21 protein-coding genes are annotated in these 19,086 nt (G+C 38.1%); 19 read left to right on the top strand and 2 right to left on the bottom strand.

Annotated elements, in window-relative coordinates; all coding sequences use genetic code 11:
• Window positions 1-44 precede the first annotated feature (44 nt).
• On the bottom strand, window positions 45-776 hold the full coding sequence (locus AC4HAJ_RS02265) for a UTRA domain-containing protein (protein ID WP_491078544.1): 732 nt from the start codon (window positions 774-776) through the stop codon (window positions 45-47).
• 198 nt (window positions 777-974) lie between these two features.
• Between AC4HAJ_RS02265 and malQ the strand changes: the two genes are divergently transcribed.
• From malQ to AC4HAJ_RS02195, 14 genes are all read left to right on the top strand, one after another.
• A complete protein-coding gene (malQ, locus tag AC4HAJ_RS02260) occupies window positions 975-2,468 on the top strand; it encodes a 4-alpha-glucanotransferase (RefSeq protein ID WP_491078543.1) in 1,494 nt (497 codons plus the stop codon).
• Between the two features lie 128 nt (window positions 2,469-2,596).
• A complete protein-coding gene (locus AC4HAJ_RS02255; RefSeq protein ID WP_491078542.1) occupies window positions 2,597-3,388 on the top strand; it encodes an endonuclease/exonuclease/phosphatase family protein in 792 nt (263 codons plus the stop codon).
• Between the two features lie 52 nt (window positions 3,389-3,440).
• Window positions 3,441-5,615, top strand: a complete 2,175-nt coding sequence (locus AC4HAJ_RS02250; RefSeq protein WP_491078541.1) for a PTS transporter subunit IIBC — start codon at window positions 3,441-3,443, stop codon at window positions 5,613-5,615.
• 254 nt (window positions 5,616-5,869) lie between these two features.
• Window positions 5,870-6,715 (top strand): ABC transporter ATP-binding protein, encoded by an 846-nt coding sequence (locus AC4HAJ_RS02245; protein WP_491078540.1) that lies wholly within the window; start codon window positions 5,870-5,872, stop codon window positions 6,713-6,715.
• Complete coding sequence (locus tag AC4HAJ_RS02240) at window positions 6,708-7,421, top strand: ABC transporter permease (RefSeq protein ID WP_491078539.1); 714 nt, start codon at window positions 6,708-6,710, stop codon at window positions 7,419-7,421. Before AC4HAJ_RS02245 ends, AC4HAJ_RS02240 begins: the two co-directional genes overlap by 8 nt.
• A 248-nt stretch (window positions 7,422-7,669) precedes the next feature.
• Window positions 7,670-8,830, top strand: coding sequence for a hypothetical protein (locus tag AC4HAJ_RS02235; protein WP_491078538.1), 1,161 nt, complete (start codon window positions 7,670-7,672; stop codon window positions 8,828-8,830).
• Window positions 8,823-9,560, top strand: a complete 738-nt coding sequence (locus tag AC4HAJ_RS02230; protein ID WP_491078537.1) for a methyltransferase domain-containing protein — start codon at window positions 8,823-8,825, stop codon at window positions 9,558-9,560. The genes AC4HAJ_RS02235 and AC4HAJ_RS02230 overlap by 8 nt, the downstream gene beginning before the upstream one ends.
• Window positions 9,550-10,260, top strand: a complete 711-nt coding sequence (locus tag AC4HAJ_RS02225; RefSeq protein ID WP_491078536.1) for an SDR family NAD(P)-dependent oxidoreductase — start codon at window positions 9,550-9,552, stop codon at window positions 10,258-10,260. Before AC4HAJ_RS02230 ends, AC4HAJ_RS02225 begins: the two co-directional genes overlap by 11 nt.
• 9 nt (window positions 10,261-10,269) lie before the next feature.
• On the top strand, window positions 10,270-11,178 hold the full coding sequence (locus AC4HAJ_RS02220; protein ID WP_491078535.1) for a hypothetical protein: 909 nt from the start codon (window positions 10,270-10,272) through the stop codon (window positions 11,176-11,178).
• A gap of 13 nt (window positions 11,179-11,191) precedes the next feature.
• On the top strand, window positions 11,192-12,430 hold the full coding sequence (locus tag AC4HAJ_RS02215; protein WP_491078534.1) for an aminotransferase class III-fold pyridoxal phosphate-dependent enzyme: 1,239 nt from the start codon (window positions 11,192-11,194) through the stop codon (window positions 12,428-12,430).
• A gap of 204 nt (window positions 12,431-12,634) precedes the next feature.
• Complete coding sequence (locus tag AC4HAJ_RS02210) at window positions 12,635-12,775, top strand: hypothetical protein (protein WP_491078533.1); 141 nt, start codon at window positions 12,635-12,637, stop codon at window positions 12,773-12,775.
• Between the two features lie 47 nt (window positions 12,776-12,822).
• Complete coding sequence (locus AC4HAJ_RS02205; RefSeq protein WP_491078532.1) at window positions 12,823-12,966, top strand: hypothetical protein; 144 nt, start codon at window positions 12,823-12,825, stop codon at window positions 12,964-12,966.
• Between the two features lie 11 nt (window positions 12,967-12,977).
• Complete coding sequence (locus tag AC4HAJ_RS02200; RefSeq protein WP_491078531.1) at window positions 12,978-13,148, top strand: hypothetical protein; 171 nt, start codon at window positions 12,978-12,980, stop codon at window positions 13,146-13,148.
• Between the two features lie 29 nt (window positions 13,149-13,177).
• The gene (locus AC4HAJ_RS02195) at window positions 13,178-13,324 is read left to right on the top strand and encodes a hypothetical protein (protein ID WP_491078530.1); all 147 of its coding nucleotides are present in this window, start codon (window positions 13,178-13,180) and stop codon (window positions 13,322-13,324) included.
• 583 nt (window positions 13,325-13,907) lie between these two features.
• Here AC4HAJ_RS02195 and AC4HAJ_RS02190 read toward each other — a convergent pair.
• The gene (locus tag AC4HAJ_RS02190) at window positions 13,908-14,810 is read right to left on the bottom strand and encodes a helix-turn-helix domain-containing protein (protein WP_491078529.1); all 903 of its coding nucleotides are present in this window, start codon (window positions 14,808-14,810) and stop codon (window positions 13,908-13,910) included.
• A 336-nt stretch (window positions 14,811-15,146) separates the two neighbouring features.
• Here AC4HAJ_RS02190 and tgt point away from each other — a divergent pair, with 336 nt between their 5' ends.
• From tgt to AC4HAJ_RS02165, 5 genes are all read left to right on the top strand, one after another.
• Window positions 15,147-16,289 carry a tRNA guanosine(34) transglycosylase Tgt gene (tgt, locus tag AC4HAJ_RS02185; RefSeq protein ID WP_491078528.1) on the top strand — a complete coding sequence of 381 codons (1,143 nt, stop codon included), beginning with the start codon at window positions 15,147-15,149 and terminating at the stop codon, window positions 16,287-16,289.
• 15 nt (window positions 16,290-16,304) lie between these two features.
• Entirely contained in the window at window positions 16,305-16,535 is a 231-nt protein-coding gene (locus AC4HAJ_RS02180) for a GlsB/YeaQ/YmgE family stress response membrane protein (RefSeq protein WP_491078527.1), read from the top strand.
• A 216-nt stretch (window positions 16,536-16,751) separates the two neighbouring features.
• A complete protein-coding gene (locus tag AC4HAJ_RS02175) occupies window positions 16,752-17,054 on the top strand; it encodes a CHY zinc finger protein (protein ID WP_491078526.1) in 303 nt (100 codons plus the stop codon).
• 11 nt (window positions 17,055-17,065) lie between these two features.
• Window positions 17,066-17,608, top strand: a complete 543-nt coding sequence (locus AC4HAJ_RS02170; RefSeq protein WP_491078525.1) for a biotin transporter BioY — start codon at window positions 17,066-17,068, stop codon at window positions 17,606-17,608.
• Window positions 17,609-17,684: 76 nt separating this feature from the next.
• A complete protein-coding gene (locus tag AC4HAJ_RS02165) occupies window positions 17,685-18,968 on the top strand; it encodes a DUF975 family protein (RefSeq protein WP_491078524.1) in 1,284 nt (427 codons plus the stop codon).
• Window positions 18,969-19,086: the final 118 nt, after the last annotated feature.

Here is a 19,086-nt window from a genome sequence, read left to right as displayed (position 1 = left end):
CCGCCAGAAAGTGATTATCTGGCGGTATTTGTTCGTTTATAAGTTCATCGCTTGGCCATTGTGACGAAAGTAAATTTATCAGGGCGATAGCTGATAGAGCCGTACTGGAAAAGCTGTCCATTTGAAAGATGAGTCCAACTGGTTACAACCGCTACCATCTTAAAGTCACCTAGATCCATATTAGCCTGTTCCTCTTCAGTCGCAAAACGAAAGGAAATTTCACGACGAGCATGAGTGATGTGTAAGCCGAGTTCATTTTCTAAATGTCGATAGATAGATTTCTCCGCAATCTCTTTATTGAGATAAGGCACAAGCCGTCTATCAAAATAGGAGAGCTCAAATTCGATACGTTCGTCGTTGATCAAGCGCCGACGTCCTACACGATAGAAATCGATACTGTCATCAACCTTGAAAACCTCCATGATCTCTTGCTCACCTTGAACAATGTAGAGACTATCCAGCTGTGTTTTAATATCTAACTGAGAATCTTTGTTAAGCTCATCAGATGTCTTGATTTCAGAGAGGTAATTGTTTTTGGTACGTCCGTGTTCCATAACAATGGAATTACGCCCTCTCATTTTTTGAATGTAACCATCTAATTCTAATAGGGATAAGGCCTTTCGAATAGTGTCCTTAGAAAAGCCATAAATTTCCATCAGATCATTTTCTGTTTGAAGCTCTTGATTAGGCTGGAGACTGCCATTCTCAATTTGCTCCTTAATATCTTCATAGACTTGTCTGTATTTACTTTTGGGTACATTAACTTTATTATCCATGGTCTGATTCTAGCATAACAGACTTATAAAAATCTATAAAATTACGTATCAAATAGTAGAAACCCAAAAAATATACGTATTAAAGATAAAATAACAGAAAAGAATTACGGAAAACTCATTGACTAAAGAAAGCGCTTCCAGTATAATTGGTTGTATACAAATAAAAGAGAAGCAAGAGTGACTTGCTGGAGGTGACAAATGGGGAAACGTAGAAGCGGTATCTTGATGCACATCACATCACTGCCGGGTGCAAGAGGGATAGGCTCTTTTGGTCAAGCGGCCTACGACTTTGTAGATTTCTTAGTAGCAACCAAGCAGAGCTACTGGCAAATCTTACCATTGACAACAACAAGCTATGGGGATTCACCCTACCAATCCTTTTCGGCAGTGGCAGGCAATACGAATCTTATTGATTTAGATATATTGAGTCAGCAAGGATGGATCAGTCAGGCAGATCTGGAAGCTGCGGATTATGGTGACAATCCTGAATCTGTAGATTACGGTCGCTTATTTGTTAGTCGCCGTCCGCTTTTAGAAGAGGCAGCAGCTAACTTTCTGGCTGATCAAGAGAACCTATCCAGATTAGCAGATTTTGAAGAGAAAAACAATGCTTGGCTTGACGATTATGCTGAATTTATGGCTTTTAAAGAATATTTTGGTCAAAAGGCATTGCAGCAATGGGATGACAAGTCAGCCATTCTAAGAGAACCCTCAACAATGAACGACCTCCGTGAAAAGCTAGCAGATACTATTACTTACCATAAAGTGGCTCAGTATTTTTTCTTTACCCAATGGAGTGCTTTAAAAAAATATGCTAATGACTCAGGCATTGAGATCATTGGAGATATGCCAATCTATGTATCGGCTGACAGTGTGGAAGTTTGGACGAAACCAGAGTTATTTAAGGTAGATCAGGAACGTTGCCCAGTTTATGTAGCAGGTGTTCCAGCTGATGAATTCAGTGATGAAGGACAGTACTGGGGTAATCCCATCTATGATTGGTCGGCGCATCAAGCGAGTGGCTTTGCCTGGTGGATCTATCGTGTTCAAGAAAGTCTTAAACTATATGACGTTATTCGTATTGATCATTTTAAGGGGTTCTCAGATTTTTGGCAGGTTGATGCTAAGTATGATACGGCAAGGTATGGTACTTGGCAACCAGGGCCAGGTTATGACTTATTCCAGGCTATCGATTTAGCCTTGGGTCAAGTTCCTATTATTGCCGAAAATCTAGGCTATATTGATGATAAAGCCAATAGGTTATTGTCAGATACAGGATTTCCTGGTATGAAGATTGTTCAATTTGGACTACAGGGACCAGATCCAGAAAACAGAGATTTACCGCATTTTTATACGGCAAATACCATAGCCTACACGGGTACACATGATAATGATGTGATCCGTGGCTGGTATGAAAGTTTATCGGACCAGGCAAAAGTTTATACAGACGAATATACACATCGCGCGCCTGGTGAACCTATCAGCCAAGCCCTGCTACGCACACTTTATGCCACAGTCAGCGATGTGGTTATCGCAACCATGCAAGATGTGTTGGATTTGCCAAGCTCTAGTCGGATGAATACCCCCAACACCGTTGGTCATAATTGGAAATGGCGCATGACTAAGGACCACTTAACACAAGATCGAAAAGAGTTCCTAAAAGCTATTACAGAGCGTTATCACAGAGGCTAAGCCATATGTCACTCACAGGATCTAGGGGAAAAGAAACTGTCATATTTAGAAAGTTCAGCCTATCTTTAAGAATGATTCAGCTAAAATTTTGATTGGCAAACGGTGATACCTTACAAGGAGGACTGAGGATGAAACTTCTGACGCTGAATGTTCATGCCTGGTTAGAAGAGGAGCAAGATCGAAAATTATCTATTCTAGCAGATACTATTGTTGAAAATAAGTACGATGTTATTGCGCTTCAAGAAGTTAATCAAAAAATCTCTTCTTCAAAAGTCACAGAGATTCTTAAAGAAGATAATTACGGACTGATTTTACAATCCTTGATAGCAGAGCGAGGAGTCAGTGATTATACCTACCATTGGACCAATTCTCATATTGGTTATGGTCGCTACGATGAAGGCCTTGCGCTTCTAACTAAGTATAAAGTTTTAGATGTTGAAGATTTTTATACCTCTAAAAGCCAAAGTGTTGACACGATTGATTCTCGGAAAATTATCCGACTCAAGGTCGATGTGGAAGGAACTCCAGTTGAAATTTATAGCTGCCACATGAACCTTCCGACTAGCAAAACGGAAACTCAAAGTGATAATCTCAATCGGCTAGTCAATCATTCAGACTTTGGAGGTCTTAAAATTTTTATGGGCGACTTTAATACAGATGCCCTTGGCAATACAGCAGATTATCACCATATCTTAGAATATGGTCTGCTAGATACCTATTTGCTGGCGCAGGATAGAGATGACGGTGTGACAGTGTCTCAGGGAATTGATGGCTGGAAAGAGCAGCAAAATGATAAACGCTTAGACTATATTTTTGTCAGTCATAAGGTTCCTGTCCAATCCAGTCGAGTCATCTTCAACCATAAAAATTACCCCGTCGTATCTGACCACTTCGGCGTTGAAGTTATGCTGTCCATTTGATCTTGTTTGAATAAAATTTGCTTAGATAATATAACAATATAAGGAGAATAATATGAAGGTTATAAAAAATTTAGCCAGTTTCGAATTTTGGCAAAAATTCGGGAAGTGCTTAATGGTTGTTATTGCAGTTATGCCGGCTGCAGGACTGATGATCAGTATTGGGAACTCTCTTGCCCTAATAGCTCCCAACAATGCTATCTGGGTGCAAGTTACTAACTTGATTGCCCAGATAGGTTGGGGCTTCCTAAATAATTTGCATTTGCTTTTTGCACTAGCTATTGGAGGTAGTTGGGCAAAAGAGCGTGCGGGTGGTGCTTTCTCTGCTGGGATTGCCTTCATATTGATTAACCTGATTACGGGTAATTTCTATGGCGTAACCACTGATATGCTAGCTGATGATAAAGCGGTGGTTCATAATGTTTTTGGCGGTGCTATGCATGTACCAGACTACTTTATCAATGTGCTTAACCAACCTGCCCTTAACATGGGGGTCTTTGTTGGTATTATTGCAGGTTTTGTCGGTGCGACAGCTTTCAATAAATACTACAATTTCCGTAAATTACCGGATGTATTAACATTTTTCAATGGAAAGCGCTTTGTTCCCTTTATTGTTATTATTCGCTCTGCTATTGTGGGACTTTTATTAGCTATATTCTGGCCCCTTGTCCAGTCTGCTATCAATAGCTTTGGTCAATGGTTGGCTAACTCACAAGATACTGCTCCTTTTATTGCGCCATTCCTTTATGGGACTCTGGAGCGGCTCTTGTTGCCGTTTGGTTTGCACCACATGCTGACAATTCCAATGAACTATACACAATTAGGTGGAACCTACCATTCTATTACAACTGGTAAAGACGTACTGGGACAAGATCCCTTATGGTTGGCTTGGGTTACCGATTTGATCCACCTCAAAGGATCAGATCCTACTAAATATCATGAACTGCTGACTACTGTGACCCCAGCTCGCTTCAAAGTTGGTCAAATGATCGGTTCTTCAGGGATCTTGATGGGAATGACGATCGCTATGTATCGCAATGTTGATCCTGATAAGAAGAAAAAGTATAAGTCTATGTTTATCTCTGCTGCAGCAGCGACCTTCCTAACAGGTGTAACAGAACCACTGGAATATATGTTTATGTTTGCGGCTATACCACTTTATTTGGTTTATGCTGTCATCCAAGGATTAGCCTTTGCAGTGGCAGATTTAGTCCCTCTGCGTCTTCATTCATTTGGTAATATTGAGCTTTTGACTAGGACGCCGATGGCGATCAAAGCTGGCCTAGGCCTTGATGTGATCAACTTCATCTGGGTTACAACTCTCTTTGGATTTGCTTCTTACTTTATGGCTAACTTTATGATTAAAAAATTTAATCTTGCAACCTCAGGGCGCAATGGTAACTATGATAGTGAAGAAGTAGACGAAGCTATCCATGCTAATAATACTGAAGCCGGTATTTCTGCTGATTCACAAATTGTTCAAATCATTAACCTTCTAGGGGGACAAGATAACATTGAAGATGTTGATGCCTGTATGACACGTTTGCGTGTGACTGTTAAAGACATGGCACAGGTTGGATCTGAGACTGACTGGAAGAAGGCCGGAGCCCTTGGTTTAGTCACCCAAGGTCATGGCGTGCAAGCCGTTTATGGACCTAAAGCTGATGGTCTCAAGACAGATATTCAAGATCTTCTTGATTCAGGAGCTCGTATCCCAGTTGTTGACTTCTCTAAGAAAGAAGAAGTAAGTGCTCCTGAAAATGACTTCAAAGGCATTACAGAAACCGTACTTTCAGTAGCAAGTGGTGAGATTATTCCAATTGATCAAGTTAAAGATCCAGTCTTCTCTGGTAAAATGATGGGAGATGGATTTGCAGTAGAACCAACTGATGGCACTGTCTATTCACCCGTATCAGGTGTTGTGACTAGTATTTTCCCCACAAAACATGCTTACGGTCTCTTAACGGACAATGGTCTTGAAGTGCTTGTCCATATCGGAATTGATACTGTCAGTCTAAATGGATTGCCGTTCTCTCCTAAAGTAAGCCAAGGTCAGCGTGTTGAAGCTGGTGAACTACTTGCTGTTGCGGATCTATCAGCTCTTGAAGCCGCAGGAAAAGAAAAAACAATCATGGTTGTCTTCACTAACGCAGCAGAAGTTAAGTCAGTAACCCTTGAAAACCTCGGGAATCAACCAGCTCAAACAGTAGCTGCTCAGGTTGAAATTTAGAGAAAAAATAGCATAATTACTATTCTAATAAACAGATTTACTAACGAGGTCAAAATAGATGTGGCCTCGTTTTTAAGTCATTCGAAATAAGAAATAATCTGCATTCTAGGTTTGTTAAAAAATAAAGACACATCAGAGAGTTTGAATTGTAATAATAAATTTCAATGGGGCATCCATGTAGCCGACAAGAATGTCGTTTTCTTTTTGTTCCCCTTTCTTTATAATAACGCCATACCGTTAAGAAAGGAACATGTATGAATACTTCAGTTATTGTTGCTCAGGACATTAGAAAAACGTTTAGTAAGACTGTTGCCCTCGATGACATTCGTTTTTCGATTGAAAAGGGTCAAATTTTTGGATTTCTTGGACCTTCGGGTTCAGGAAAGACGACTACAATCAATATTTTGACAGGACAGTTAAGAGAAGATAGCGGTCAGTCCTCAATTTTAGGACGAAATTCCCATAAATTAACAAGTAAAGAATTAGGGAAAATTGGTTTAGTTGGTGATACTACTGGCTTTTATGAAAAAATGACCCTTTATAATAACCTGATTTTTTATGCTAAATATTATGGAATAGATAAAGCTGCTATCGATGATCTCCTCAAGCGGGTTGGTCTCTATGACAGCCGCAAGACAGTTGCTGAAAAACTCTCAACAGGTATGAAACAGCGGATGCTTCTAGCTCGTGCCTTGATGAACCAACCTCGAGTTCTATTTCTTGATGAACCAACTTCAGGTCTTGATCCGGCAACCTCTCAGGCCATCCATGAGCTGATTCTAGAGCTAAAAGAATCTGGGACAACAATCTTTTTAACAACTCATGACATGAATGAAGCGACCTTGCTTTGTGATAATTTAGCTTTGCTTAATGAAGGGAGATTAGTTGAACAAGGGAGTCCCAAAGACCTAATCCGGAAATATAATCAGGACAAGCGAGTTAAATTGAGTTATGAAGACGGCTCAGAAAGAACTTTAGATTTTACTGAACTAGGTCAAGTCATGGTTAATGATGGCGAAAAAATAGTGACCATCCATTCTTGTGAGCCAACATTAGAAGATATTTTTATTCAATTAACAGGAGGAAAACTCAATGATTAGACAATTTACGGCCCTTCTTTGGTTGCGCTGTCAGATTATTCTATCTAATAAAAGTGTTCTCTTACAGGTACTTATGCCTGTAGCCCTGATTTACCTTTACCGGTTTATAATAGACAGTCAGTCCGGTCCAAAGGATCAAATAGGCCTTGCTTATCTAACGCTTTGTATTCCTTTTGCCATTGTCTTAGCTGTAGGCAGCCCAATTCTAACTATTTTAGCAGATGAAAAGGAAAAGAAAACTCTAAAGACATTGTTACTCAGTGGAGTTAGGACTAATGAGTATCTTCTATCGACATTAGTTGTCCCCCTAGTCTTAACAATAGTCTACCTGACGCTTACTCCGGTTATTTTGGATGTACCTATTGATAATTTAGTGAATTATTGGGCTATTGGCGGCCTCACAGCTTTAGCAATTGTACTTCTTTACTTATTACTAGGATTAGTTGTGAAATCACAAGTTATGGCCCAAGTTGTCACGGTTCCGACCATGCTAATTTCAGCTTTCTTACCGATGTTCTCTAGTATGGATAAAACTGCCGCTAAGGTAACAGATTACAGTTTTATGGGATTATTTACCAAATTTTTTACTAAATGGGAAGATTTTTCTTGGCATCGTGCTACTTTACAAACGTCAAGTTTACTTGTGTGGCTCTTGATGCTTTTAGCATTAATTATTGTAGTAGCCAGACAACAAAAGAAAAATTGAGAAAGTGAAATATTGAAAGGAGGTGAAAAGTATGGTGGTTGGAGCAGGTGTAGCTTTTGCTGTATGGGCAGCTAAGCTGTTGGCTCATAAATAAATTAGCCTTTCTATATTAATAGTGATTATAACATTAAATTAAAAAGATTGATTTTGAATTAATAGTCAATGACAAACCCTATTTAATAGGGGAAAGTCACAATAAAATTAAACAAATTTTATTGTGACTCTTCCCTATTATGAGGAGGATAAAAGTGGAGGGAAATATGATTGGATTAAATTTTGTATTTGAAAAAGATGAGTTATTATATTCACTAAAATTATCAACCCAAATGGATAAAAAATATAGTTTGGATTATTTTGATTTTGATAATCAAAGTTTTGAAGACTTTAGTGACTACCTAGAATTCTTAGGGTTTGATAAATATATTTTTATCAGACTTGAAGAAAATAACCGTTTAGAGCGGCTTGCAAACTATTTGCAAGACCAGCTAGATGTAAAAATCGATGTCATTGACATGGATAAGCTTGATAGTCTGCTTGAGGAGTCTAAAATACGGGAAATTAAAGCGGAGTTAGAAAATCATGATTTGTATCATAAACTAGTTGCTCTTGAGACAGGGCAAGTCTTTCAAAATGGATTTAAAGCCTTTAAGACTGCTATTTATCCCAATCTACCCAGAGGTTTATTGAAGCATGTTTTTGCAGATGATCTAGAGAGGTTTGTTTTAGAAAATCGTAATTTATTAAGTCATTTTGCAATTAATAGTGCTGTTTATACAAGTAATAAAGTGGTTGAAGAAAAATGGCCTGTAATTATTAAATCTGTATCAAATTTTGAGAATCTAAGTTTTAAGCCTTTGAATCAAGAATCTTTGGAAAATCTCTTTAAGCAGTTTATAAATTCTGGGCGTGTCAGTTTGACTGATTACATTTCAGATTATGGTGTGTTAACAGGAATTACAAAATTAAATTCTTTATATTTCATGGAAGGACAGTTCTATTTAGATTCTCAAGCGAAAATTAGGCTTGGAAATTCGGGAGATAGTTACCAGCAACTACATAATCAAGCCAGCTTACAATTACCGGAAATCGACAAAGTACCCATAAAAAAGGATGTAAAATATTTACTAGCAGCCTTATTGGAGATCACCTATGTTTACGGGGAAATGGAGTTTATTACCCCATATAATAACTACCAGATGGCAGCAGTTGATTTGCCACTTAGTCAGATGGAGTGGATTGCTTTTAGAAATGATGAGTCACACTTTGTTTTTAATGTTAAAACTGGACGTTTATTCAAAGTTAATGCTTTGGTTACTCAATATCTAGAATATATTATCAAGAATAATGATAGCAATATTGATGATGAAACAATGAGTCAGGTAAAGGAGATGTTGCAAGTTTATGGATAAATCATTAATTTTTAATAAACTTCAAAAAAGAGCGGCAGAATTAGAGATCATTGAAAATCTTTATGAGGATAATATCTTTGCAAATTATTACCGGTCAATTATTAATCAGGATGAATTGCTAGAGGATGATATTGATAGTTATAAAAAATTTTTTGATAAGTCAATGCCTGTTTTAGAGATTGGTAGCGGAACTGGTAGAATTTTTAACCCGTTATTTGAAGAAGGCTACAACATTTTTGGCTTAGAGCCCGCCAAAGAGATGTCAGAGTATATTAGAACAAAGGGGCGCGATAGGATTTACTCTCTTACCATACAAGAAATTGAAAATCTTCCACAAAAAAATATTGAAGTGATTATTATTCCAGCGACTACAGTTTCACTTTTTAGTCACGGAGATTTCTACGATTTTTTGAAGAAAGTTAAAATGACCCAGCCGCATATTAAGAGAATTGTATTCGATTTCTTAAAAGAGAGTTTCTTCGAATCTACTTCCGGCCTTATAAATTCTAGCCAATTAAATGGCGAAAAATTTTACAATGTTAATTTTTTTGATCAAGAAAAGGAACGGATTATTTATAATTTGGTAAGTCCTAAAAAGTTAGGTATTTCTGTAAAATATTCTTATTCATACGAAGTATTAGAAAAGATGTTTAAAAAATTAGGGCTTAACCTGAAACTTGTAGAGGATTTAGACAGTTATGCCATGGTGGAAGGAGTCTTTGATGAGTAATAATTTACTTTTAATTGGGTCAGAAAGTCAAATTTGTCAGGGTTTCTTAAAAAGCTATTCTCAAAATTTTGATCAGATTGTTGGGATAGATTTTCCTAGGAGTTCAAGTAGCTTAGCAAACTACCTTTCTGTTGATTTCCGCCAAAACGATGCTTTCGGAAAGATGGAAACCTTTTTAAAAGAATTAAACCTAACTTTTTCCAGTGTTGTGTTTACTTCTGGTGTCAATTATATGAATGATACTTTTGGAGTTACACTTGAAGATTGGGATAGCACATTTGATGTTAATGTGAGAGCAGCTCTTTTTTCCATGAAGGCAATTTATAATTATCTGTCTGATGAGGTCTCGATTGTGCTTATGGCTTCTCAAAATGGAATTGTCGCTCATGAGCAAAGAATAGATTACGGCCCTGCTAAAAGTGCCTTAATTCAATTAGCCAAAAATTTATCAGTTGATTATGCCAAAATAAAGGATAAGGATATCAGAATAAATACAATATCGCCCTCATACATTATCGGTGATAGGAATAGAGAACTCCTGTCTTCGAGTTTTGGAAAACGCTTATTAGCACGAATTCCCTACAAGAGGTTTGTAACTATCGAAGATGTTAATCAAGCAATGCTTTTCCTTCTAAGCGAAAATAGCAGAGCTATGCGTGGACAAAATCTCGTTTTGGACTATGGTTATACTATTGTTTAGGAGATAGATATGTATCAAACCATTAAAGAATACAAAAATATTCAGTACCAAATTGATGATAGTAGAAGGTGGCTATATAATGTGCGAAATGATCGTATGATTACATCTAACCATCATTTGGAAAAATATTTGACAAATGTTGAAGAGCCTGATAACCCTCTACATGATTTTTATACTTCTCCTTACAAAAGGGGAAAATTGACTAATTTTCATTTGATTAGACTAATTTTAGATAGTTCTAAAATTAATGCCTTTTATAAAATTCCTTTATTTTTAAATAGGTGGTACTTAACATCTTTAATGCTAGTAGTTAGTCTAGTTTTACTACCTCATGTAGCAAGAATAACTTCTGTTGATTTAAGTCATTTTTCACTAGGACGCTTTTCAGCCTGGGATATGGCAGCTATTTATTTTGTGACGACTGTGATAATTCTCCCCTTACATGAGTATGCTCATTTCTCGGTTTATTACAAGTATTTGAAACCTTCTAAAGTTACTTTTGGATTTTCTTTGAGATATTTTTCCATGCCTGTCTTCTTTATCAAAGTGCCCTTTTATAAAACCTTGAAAGGCAGAAAAAAGAATGAATTGGTCTTGGCTGGTGTGAAATTTCAGGTTGCCATTTGGTTTTTCTTAACCTTAGTTGCTCTGTTATATCCATCTAGCTTCTTATTTGGATTAATCATTGTTAATATGGGGCTGATTGTCACCAACCTAGTTCCCTTCTTAAAGTTAGATGGTTATTGGTATCTTAGTAATTTACTTAGAGTAGAAGATTATATGACTTACTTCAAGGATATGTTTTTACGGAATAAAAAATTTAGATTAGATGTTTTTATATTAGGTATAGTAAATTTTCTTATGATAATTTTTTCTTTTATCAATTTTATCTATAGTTTGTTTGATTACTTTATTTAGGAGGGAGGAGAAAATGAAAAATTATGCTCTGTTAAATGGTGCATATAGCAATGAAACCATGTATGACTTTAAACCAGTCAGGGCGGACAGCACTTATTTGTATGATAATCAAAACAGGAAGTATCTTGATTTAAGAAGTGGGTTATGGAATACCTCTCTTGGTTATAGTGATTCTTTGTACCAACGGGTTTCTAGAAGATTTGAGCAGGTGTTAAGTGAAAAGATTCCCTATGTTGATATTCATTCTTTTCAGCATGATATTTACGATGAAGTGGCCCAGAAAATATTAGAATTAACAGGACAGGGTTTTAAGCGAGTCCTTTATACCAATTCTGGATCAGAAAATACGGAACTTTCCTTGAAAATTGCTGATTACATCAATAAAAAAGGCCAACATAACCGAATTTTAACTTTCAAGGATTCTTATCATGGTACATTTTTTGGAGGTATATCAGTTAGTGGTATTGACAAAGATATCAATAGCTCTTTCTATCCTAAATATGGAGAAGTGACCTTTATAGACTACCCTAAATCTGTAAAACAAGAAAAGGATATCTTAGATTATATTGCAAAAGTAGCTTCCTCTTATGATGTTATGATGATTGAGCCTATTTTAGCTTCAGCGGGTGTCTACTTTGCAAGTACAAAGTTTTTCAATTCCCTTTTAAAGTTACTAAGAGAAAATCAAGTCTTGATAGTCTTTGATGAAGTAGCTACTGGTTTTTTTAAAACAGGAACACCATTCTATTTCCAGCAGTTATCTGAAAAACCTGATATTTTATGCCTCAGTAAAGCCATTAATAACGGTATTACTCCTTTTGGTTGTATCTGCGTTAATGAAAGAGTCGACTTGAATTTACAGCAAAATCCAAAAATTATGGAGCATTTCTCAACTCAAAATGGGAATCTTTTGGGGCTAGAATCAGCCAACATTACTCTGGAATATTATATTAAGTCTAGAGAGGTTATAGAAGAAAAGGTAAAAGATATCTCTGATATAATTTCCGGTATCTTAGATTCACGAAACCTATCTTATCGTAATCAAGGACTTATGACTGCGGTTAGGACAGGAAGTAATCAATCTTTTGCAATAATGAAGTCTTTAGAAAAGCTTGGTATACTAACCTATCTTTACGTCAATGAAGAAGAGGAAGGGTTATCTATTATGCCACAGATTAATATTAATTTAAATATTTTAGAAAGAGCTCTCAAATTGATTTCTAAAAAAATTGAAACTCAAAATTCTTTTTAAATCTGGCTTTATTGAAAGGAGGTGAGGCTATGCAAAAAGAAAACTATAAATCTGAGTCACAGATCTTTGAAGAAGTCGCTGTAGAAGAACTACACACTAACTTTGGAAAATTAATTTGGCAAGGGTTGCTGCATCCAGTTATTCTGTAAACTAGTTAAAACTAATTAAATGATTAATCTGATTTTGAAAGGAGGTGATGATAATATGAAAATCGAAGAAAAAGCTTTTCAGTATTTAGAGTTTGAGGAAATTAAGTCTGAAGAATTACATGGTGCTAGTCATGTTATTGCCGGTGGTCTAGGTGTTGCTGCTGGTGTCGGTTTAGGTGTTATAATTGCCACCTAATTAAATTAATAGGATGAATACAACTTAAAAATGAAAGGAAAAATAAAATGAAAGAACAAAACGAACTCAAGATGACCGCTGTACAATTTGAGGAAATTAATTCAGAAGAACTAAATGGAGATGGTTGGTTCGTTGCTGGTGCTATCACAGGCGCTGCTGGTGTTGTCGTAGGTGCCGCTGTCCTCACTTAAAGGAGTCTTATATGATTAATAGCGAGCCCAAAGATTACTTTGAATCGATTTTATTATTAACTGCGGCAACAATCTTAATGCTAGAAACCAACCATTTACTGGTAGCTGTTGTCATGCTAGTATTAACCCTACTACTTTCAATTTTAGGTAGAAAAAAAGTAGTATCAGATCAGAAAGCTTAAGAACAAATGATCAATGGTAAGGAGAGACGATGAATAATTTAGATATCTCAACAACAGAATTTCAAACAGAGGCAATGTTTGAAGAACTTAACGCTGTAGAACTCAATGGTGCTGCTAAAGAGTTTATTTTAGGAGCAGCAGCAGGAGCAGGGATTGCTGTCGCAATTATAACCTAGTTATTGGTTGCATAGCTCCTTAATAGATGATAGATTTAGAAGTGATTTTAAATAAAATAATTTTAATCTCAAATTATCACCTTAATTATTAATATAAAATAAAAGATAGATGAAGGAACAATTAAAGATATAGCTAACTTCATTTATCTTTTTTCTTATGCCAATGCTTTCTTCAAAACTCTCTCTCGTGTGCTGTTTAGTGTGGTTACTTATGGTTTACACGATTGAGGACCTATGAGTTTTTTGTTGCACTTCATTTTACAATCTATCATTATGAAAAAACTCCATAATACTGTAGCAGGTGCCCCACCTACTGCAGTATTATAGAGCTAGTTGTTTATTATTGAGATTATAGAGCTTGATCAACCCCATATAAGCGTTTATGATCAGTATTAAGTATTAGTATATAACCATTCCTAAAAGAGCAAGAGTAGTTAAAACTTTCAACATTTTTTTCAAGTTCATTTTATAAAGACTTCCTTTCATTTGATGAATCTATTCTACCCTAGACTTTTAAAAGTAACAACGACATCGATGTCACCTTTTCATAATGACAACTAAAACACAAAAATATGTTTTTCTGCTAATTTATCCCATCATTGGCCATTTCCATCTTAACATCTGCAACGATGTTAGAATCGCCTAAGATCTCTCCCAGCATCAAGGCTTGTTGGTAGAGTTCTTTGGCCTTTACCTTATCTTTAACGACCTTGATATAGTACTTGGCTTCAAGTTCTAAAAGGGCTGGTTTATAGGTGGGAAGCTGAGCCTTGTCAATAATTTGCTGAGCCTTCTCCAGCAAAGGAAGAAGATTCCGGTAATCATCATGAAGGACATAAACCGAAGAAGCTTCTATAACAGCAATCAAAAATTTAATATTATAAAGTTCATCTGCCATCAGTTCCTGCTTAAGCAATTTTTGCTCAAGCAGCTTGAAGGTTGCCTGATCATAATCCGCTGATTTTCCGCATTTCTGTAAAAAATAACTCATATAAAGGTAGTCATTAAGGGCAAGTGTCTCTTTCTTGAGTACTTGCTCAAAGGCATCGTCGTAAATCTCCTCGATGTTAGGAATCTCCTTTTCTTGGAAACTCTCTAGGATATTTTCTGAAAGATCTAAAAAGAGCAACTCATCTTCGGGCAGAATATCAAAGTACTTGTCATAAATCTCTTCGATCAGTTCCTGCTTTTGCTGGACTCTTTCTGTATCAGCATAGATAGGGAACTTTACGATCTGTCCTTTTAATTTCCAGTAATCATCAGGTACTTGAATATCGTTACCATCCAATAGGTCAGCTATTTTACTTCCCAAGCGATTAGCAATGAACTCTAATTTTTCTAGAGTTGGCATGGATTGACCACCTTCAATTCTTTGAAGCTGTCGGATTGTTAGTTTCTCTTCGTCTCCACATACCTCCCCCTGTGTGAGCTGCTGGCGATTTCTTTCGGCTTTAATTCGTTGTCCTAACTCTTCTTTGATTGTCATAAGAGCACCCCCGATTTTGTCTCATATTATGATAATTATATCGTTCTCCCCAATATTTGTACAATATTAATAACCGGACATGTATAATCACTAATTCACGATAAGATACCTTTACCCGAAATAACTAGACTATCTTTACTAGCAATAATGTACGAGTATATTTCACTTCTTGCAGTACACTAGCTCTCTAATGATGGTGATGGTATAGCTCTTTTTCAAATTATTAATTTCAGCTTCTATGCCCATTACTGCTCTAAGTGACAAGTCTGTCTTATTTTGTTAAAATAGTGAAGCTAATTTACTCTTAAAAATAAAGGTAAGACAAGGGAGAAGTGAATGACAGATTATCCGATTAAATACCGCTTGATTAAGAAAGAGAAGCATACGGGTGCCCGTCTAGGTGAGATTATCACACCGCATGGCACTTTTCCCACCCCCATGTTTATGCCTGTGGGGACTCAAGCAACAGTTAAAACGCAATCACCGGAAGAACTAAAAGAGATGGGTTCAGGGATCATCCTATCCAATACCTACCACCTCTGGCTGCGTCCAGGCGATGAGCTGATTGCCGAAGCTGGCGGTTTGCACAAGTTTATGAACTGGGATCAAGCGATTTTGACAGATAGTGGCGGTTTCCAGGTCTATTCACTGGCTGATAGCAGAAATATTACAGAAGAAGGCGTGACCTTCAAGAATCACCTCAATGGGTCTAAGATGTTCCTGTCCCCTGAAAAGGCCATTGCCATCCAAAATAATCTGGGATCAGATATTATGATGAGCTTTGATGAATGCCCGCAGTTCTATCAACCTTATGACTATGTCAAAAAATCTATCGAGCGCACCAGTCGTTGGGCCGAGCGGGGCCTTAAAGCCCACCGTCGTCCGCATGACCAAGGGATCTTTGGGATTGTCCAAGGAGCAGGATTTGAAGATCTGCGTCGTCAATCAGCAGCTGATCTTGTCAGCATGGACTTTCCTGGCTACTCGATTGGAGGACTTGCCGTTGGTGAGAGCCATGAAGAAATGAATGCGGTCCTTGATTTCACAACGCCCTTACTACCTGAGAATAAACCGCGCTACCTCATGGGTGTCGGAGCCCCAGATAGCTTGATTGACGGAGTTATCCGAGGAGTAGATATGTTTGACTGTGTGCTACCGACTCGTATCGCCCGTAATGGGACCTGCATGACCAGTCAAGGGCGTCTGGTTGTCAAAAATGCAGCCTATGCCAAGGACTTTACCCCGCTTGATCCGGATTGTGATTGCTACACCTGCCGTAACTACAGCCGGGCTTATCTGCGCCACTTGATCAAGGCTGATGAGACTTTTGGGATTCGCTTGACCAGCTACCATAATCTCTACTTCCTAGTTAACTTGATGAAAAAGGTTCGTCAAGCTATCATGGACGATAATCTCCTTGATTTCCGTCAAGATTTTATGGAACGCTATGGTTATGGTAGGAATAACCGTAATTTCTAGAGTGAGGAGGAAGCTATGATACCATTAATTGTCGGTGCCTTTATCGGTATAGTTGCTGGCTGGCTGACCAATCGTGGTCAAGCCATGGGCTGCCTTTCCAATATCCTAGCCGGGCTTGTTGGTTCTTGGGTTGGCCAAAATCTATTTGGCTATTGGGGACCAATGATTGCAGGCTATGCCTTGCTGCCGTCTATTTTGGGAGCGGTTATTGTCGTGGCTGTTGTTTCTTTTTTCTTTGGAGAGTAATCTATACATACTAAGAGGACAAGACTCAAGTCAAGTATGATAAGAGTAACTTGTCCTTTTTTATGTTTTAAGACTAAAGCTAGTAAAAGACGAGTCCATCTGGAAAAGGATAAGTCAGAGAAAGTTCTGTCTCAGCTCACTGGTGTAAACCCGATATTAAATAGAGGTTGACACAATAGTTCCCCTATGCTAGGCTAAGAGAAAAAGGAGGCAGTCATGCAAGAGATACATGGATTAGATTTAGACGCAGCCGGACGCTGCCGCCACTATCATAGTGAGCGAGACGTCATAGCTCTGCGTTGTGGGGATTGCCACGCTTATTATGCCTGCTACCAGTGCCATGACACCTTAACGGACCATCGTTTTAAAGCTATTGATCGCCAGACTAGCCCACTGGTCCTTTGCGGGAACTGTAACAATTACCTTGACTGGCCTGCCTACCATTCAGGTATTTGCCCATTTTGTCAGATCTCCTTCAATCCAAACTGTCAGTTGCACGATAGTATTTATTTTTTCTGAGTGGAGGTACTATGAAACTCAAAGAATTTACCCTCATAGCCTTGATGAGCGCAGTTCTTGTTGTCTTGGGGATGCTACCGCCTATTCCCTTGGGATTTACTCCGATCCCCATCGTTCTTCAAAACATGGGAGTGATGTTGGTCAGTCAGCTACTGAAACCCAAAAAGGCAATAATCTGTTTGCTCTTGCTGTTAGTTTTAGGCTTGGTATTTCCTGTCTTTTCCGGTGGTCATATGACCATGGAAAGACTGGCGGGACCGACAGCAGGTTACATTGGCTCTTGGCTTTTAGTGCCGGGGACCCTGGCTCTATTGAGAACCATCCTACCTGGTTCTACGTTTAGCTTATCTTTTATCCGCCTATGGTTAGCAGGGGTTTTTCTGGTAGATATCCTAGGAGGTCTCTATCTAGCTGCTTATAACAACTCATCTCTCTACCAAGGATTAGTACTTAGCAATCTGGCCTTCCTGCCCTTAGATACGCTTAAAGCCTTGCTGGCTAATCTTTTAGCACAGAGGCTAGAGCCAAGGATTGATGCGTCAAAGATCGATTGATGTGACAAGGCCACTGGTTGACAAGCCCTAGCAATGATAATAGAATAATAGTACTAAACCTAAAAAGGAGTCTATCGTGAAAACAAGAAAAGAGCTTAAGCAAGAGGCTAAGATCGCTCTGCGTGGAAATTGGGCCTGGGGGATCGGTGTCAGCTTGGTGCCAGCGCTGGTTTTAGAGATTTTAGCCTTATTTCTAGCCAGTGTTGTCGGACTGGTCTATACTCAGGCGCAGAGTCAAGATCAAATGACAGGTTATACAACTGTCAACAATGTGGTTATGGTCTTCTTGATCATGGCATTTTTGAGTGTGGGACTCTTTGCTTTCTTTGGAGCTGTTGGGATTGGAGCAGGTGCTCAATTCGCCTACCTCGATTTAATCCGTGGACGCAAGCGCCCTATCAAACAAGTAGCGACTTATGCTTTCAAAGATGAACGTTTTGACAGCGTTTTTGGTGTCTACTTCATGTCCGCTGTCTTTACGATCTTATGGATGATTCTCCTCATTATTCCCGGCTACATCAAGGCTGTGTCTTACTCGCAAGCTCTTTTCACCCTCAAAGATGACCTAGACCAAGATAAGGGAATTACTTTGACCTCAAACATCACCAAGAGTCGCTTGCTGATGAAAGATCATAAAATGGACTATTTCAAGCTCATTTTAAGTTTCTTGGGCTGGTTTGCCTTGATTCTTTTGGTCACACTGCCCATATACTATGTTATTGTCCAGCAGATCGAAGCATCCAGTGGTTGGTTAGCTATCATTGCTTGGTCGATCTTACTGAGTGTTTTAATCTATCTGCCAGCCTCAATCCTCGCTCCTTATGTAGGGGTAACTATGGCAGCCTTTTATGAGGACTTGCGCCAGCAAGATGTGCCTGAGGTATTAACAAAATTTGAAGAGGAATTGGCCCTTAAGCAAAAAGATTATCGTGAATCCTTACAGGCTTACAATGATAAGCAAGCTGAACGTCGTGCACAAAGATCTGAACGCCTTGAGGAAAAATCATCAAGGAAATGGGAAGCCAAGGAAGCACGTGAAGAAAAACGCCGTGAAAAAGTGGCCAAAAAGCAAGAAGAGCGTGAAGCAAAGCTAGCCAAGGATCCAAAAGCTGCGAAAAGAGCTGAGAAAAAAGAAGCAAGACGCCAAAAAGCGATCGAAAAACTAGAGGCAAAGCAAGCCAAATACAAAAAATCAGCTCCATCTAAAGATACTGCAGGGGTTAAAGATAAAGAAACAGCCCAAACAGATGCTTCAAAAGAAAAATCACAGGATACTAAATCCCTAGGTTCGACGACTACGAAAAAACCTCAGACTGCTAAGAAAAAGAGCAAGAAAAAAGGGAAAAAACGTAAGAAATAACTAGCATCTAATCAGAAAAAGAAGCTAGCTACTTAAAAACTGAGATCAAGCAGGTCTCAGTTTTTTCTCTGACTTACACTCTCAGCAGCAGCCCCTTTTATGCTATAATGAAGGAACT

The sequence above is a fragment of the Streptococcus sp. ALY_211 genome (genome assembly GCF_058314555.1).
Note: the sequence above shows the minus strand (reverse complement) of the source record. Positions and strands in the feature narration are given on the sequence as shown.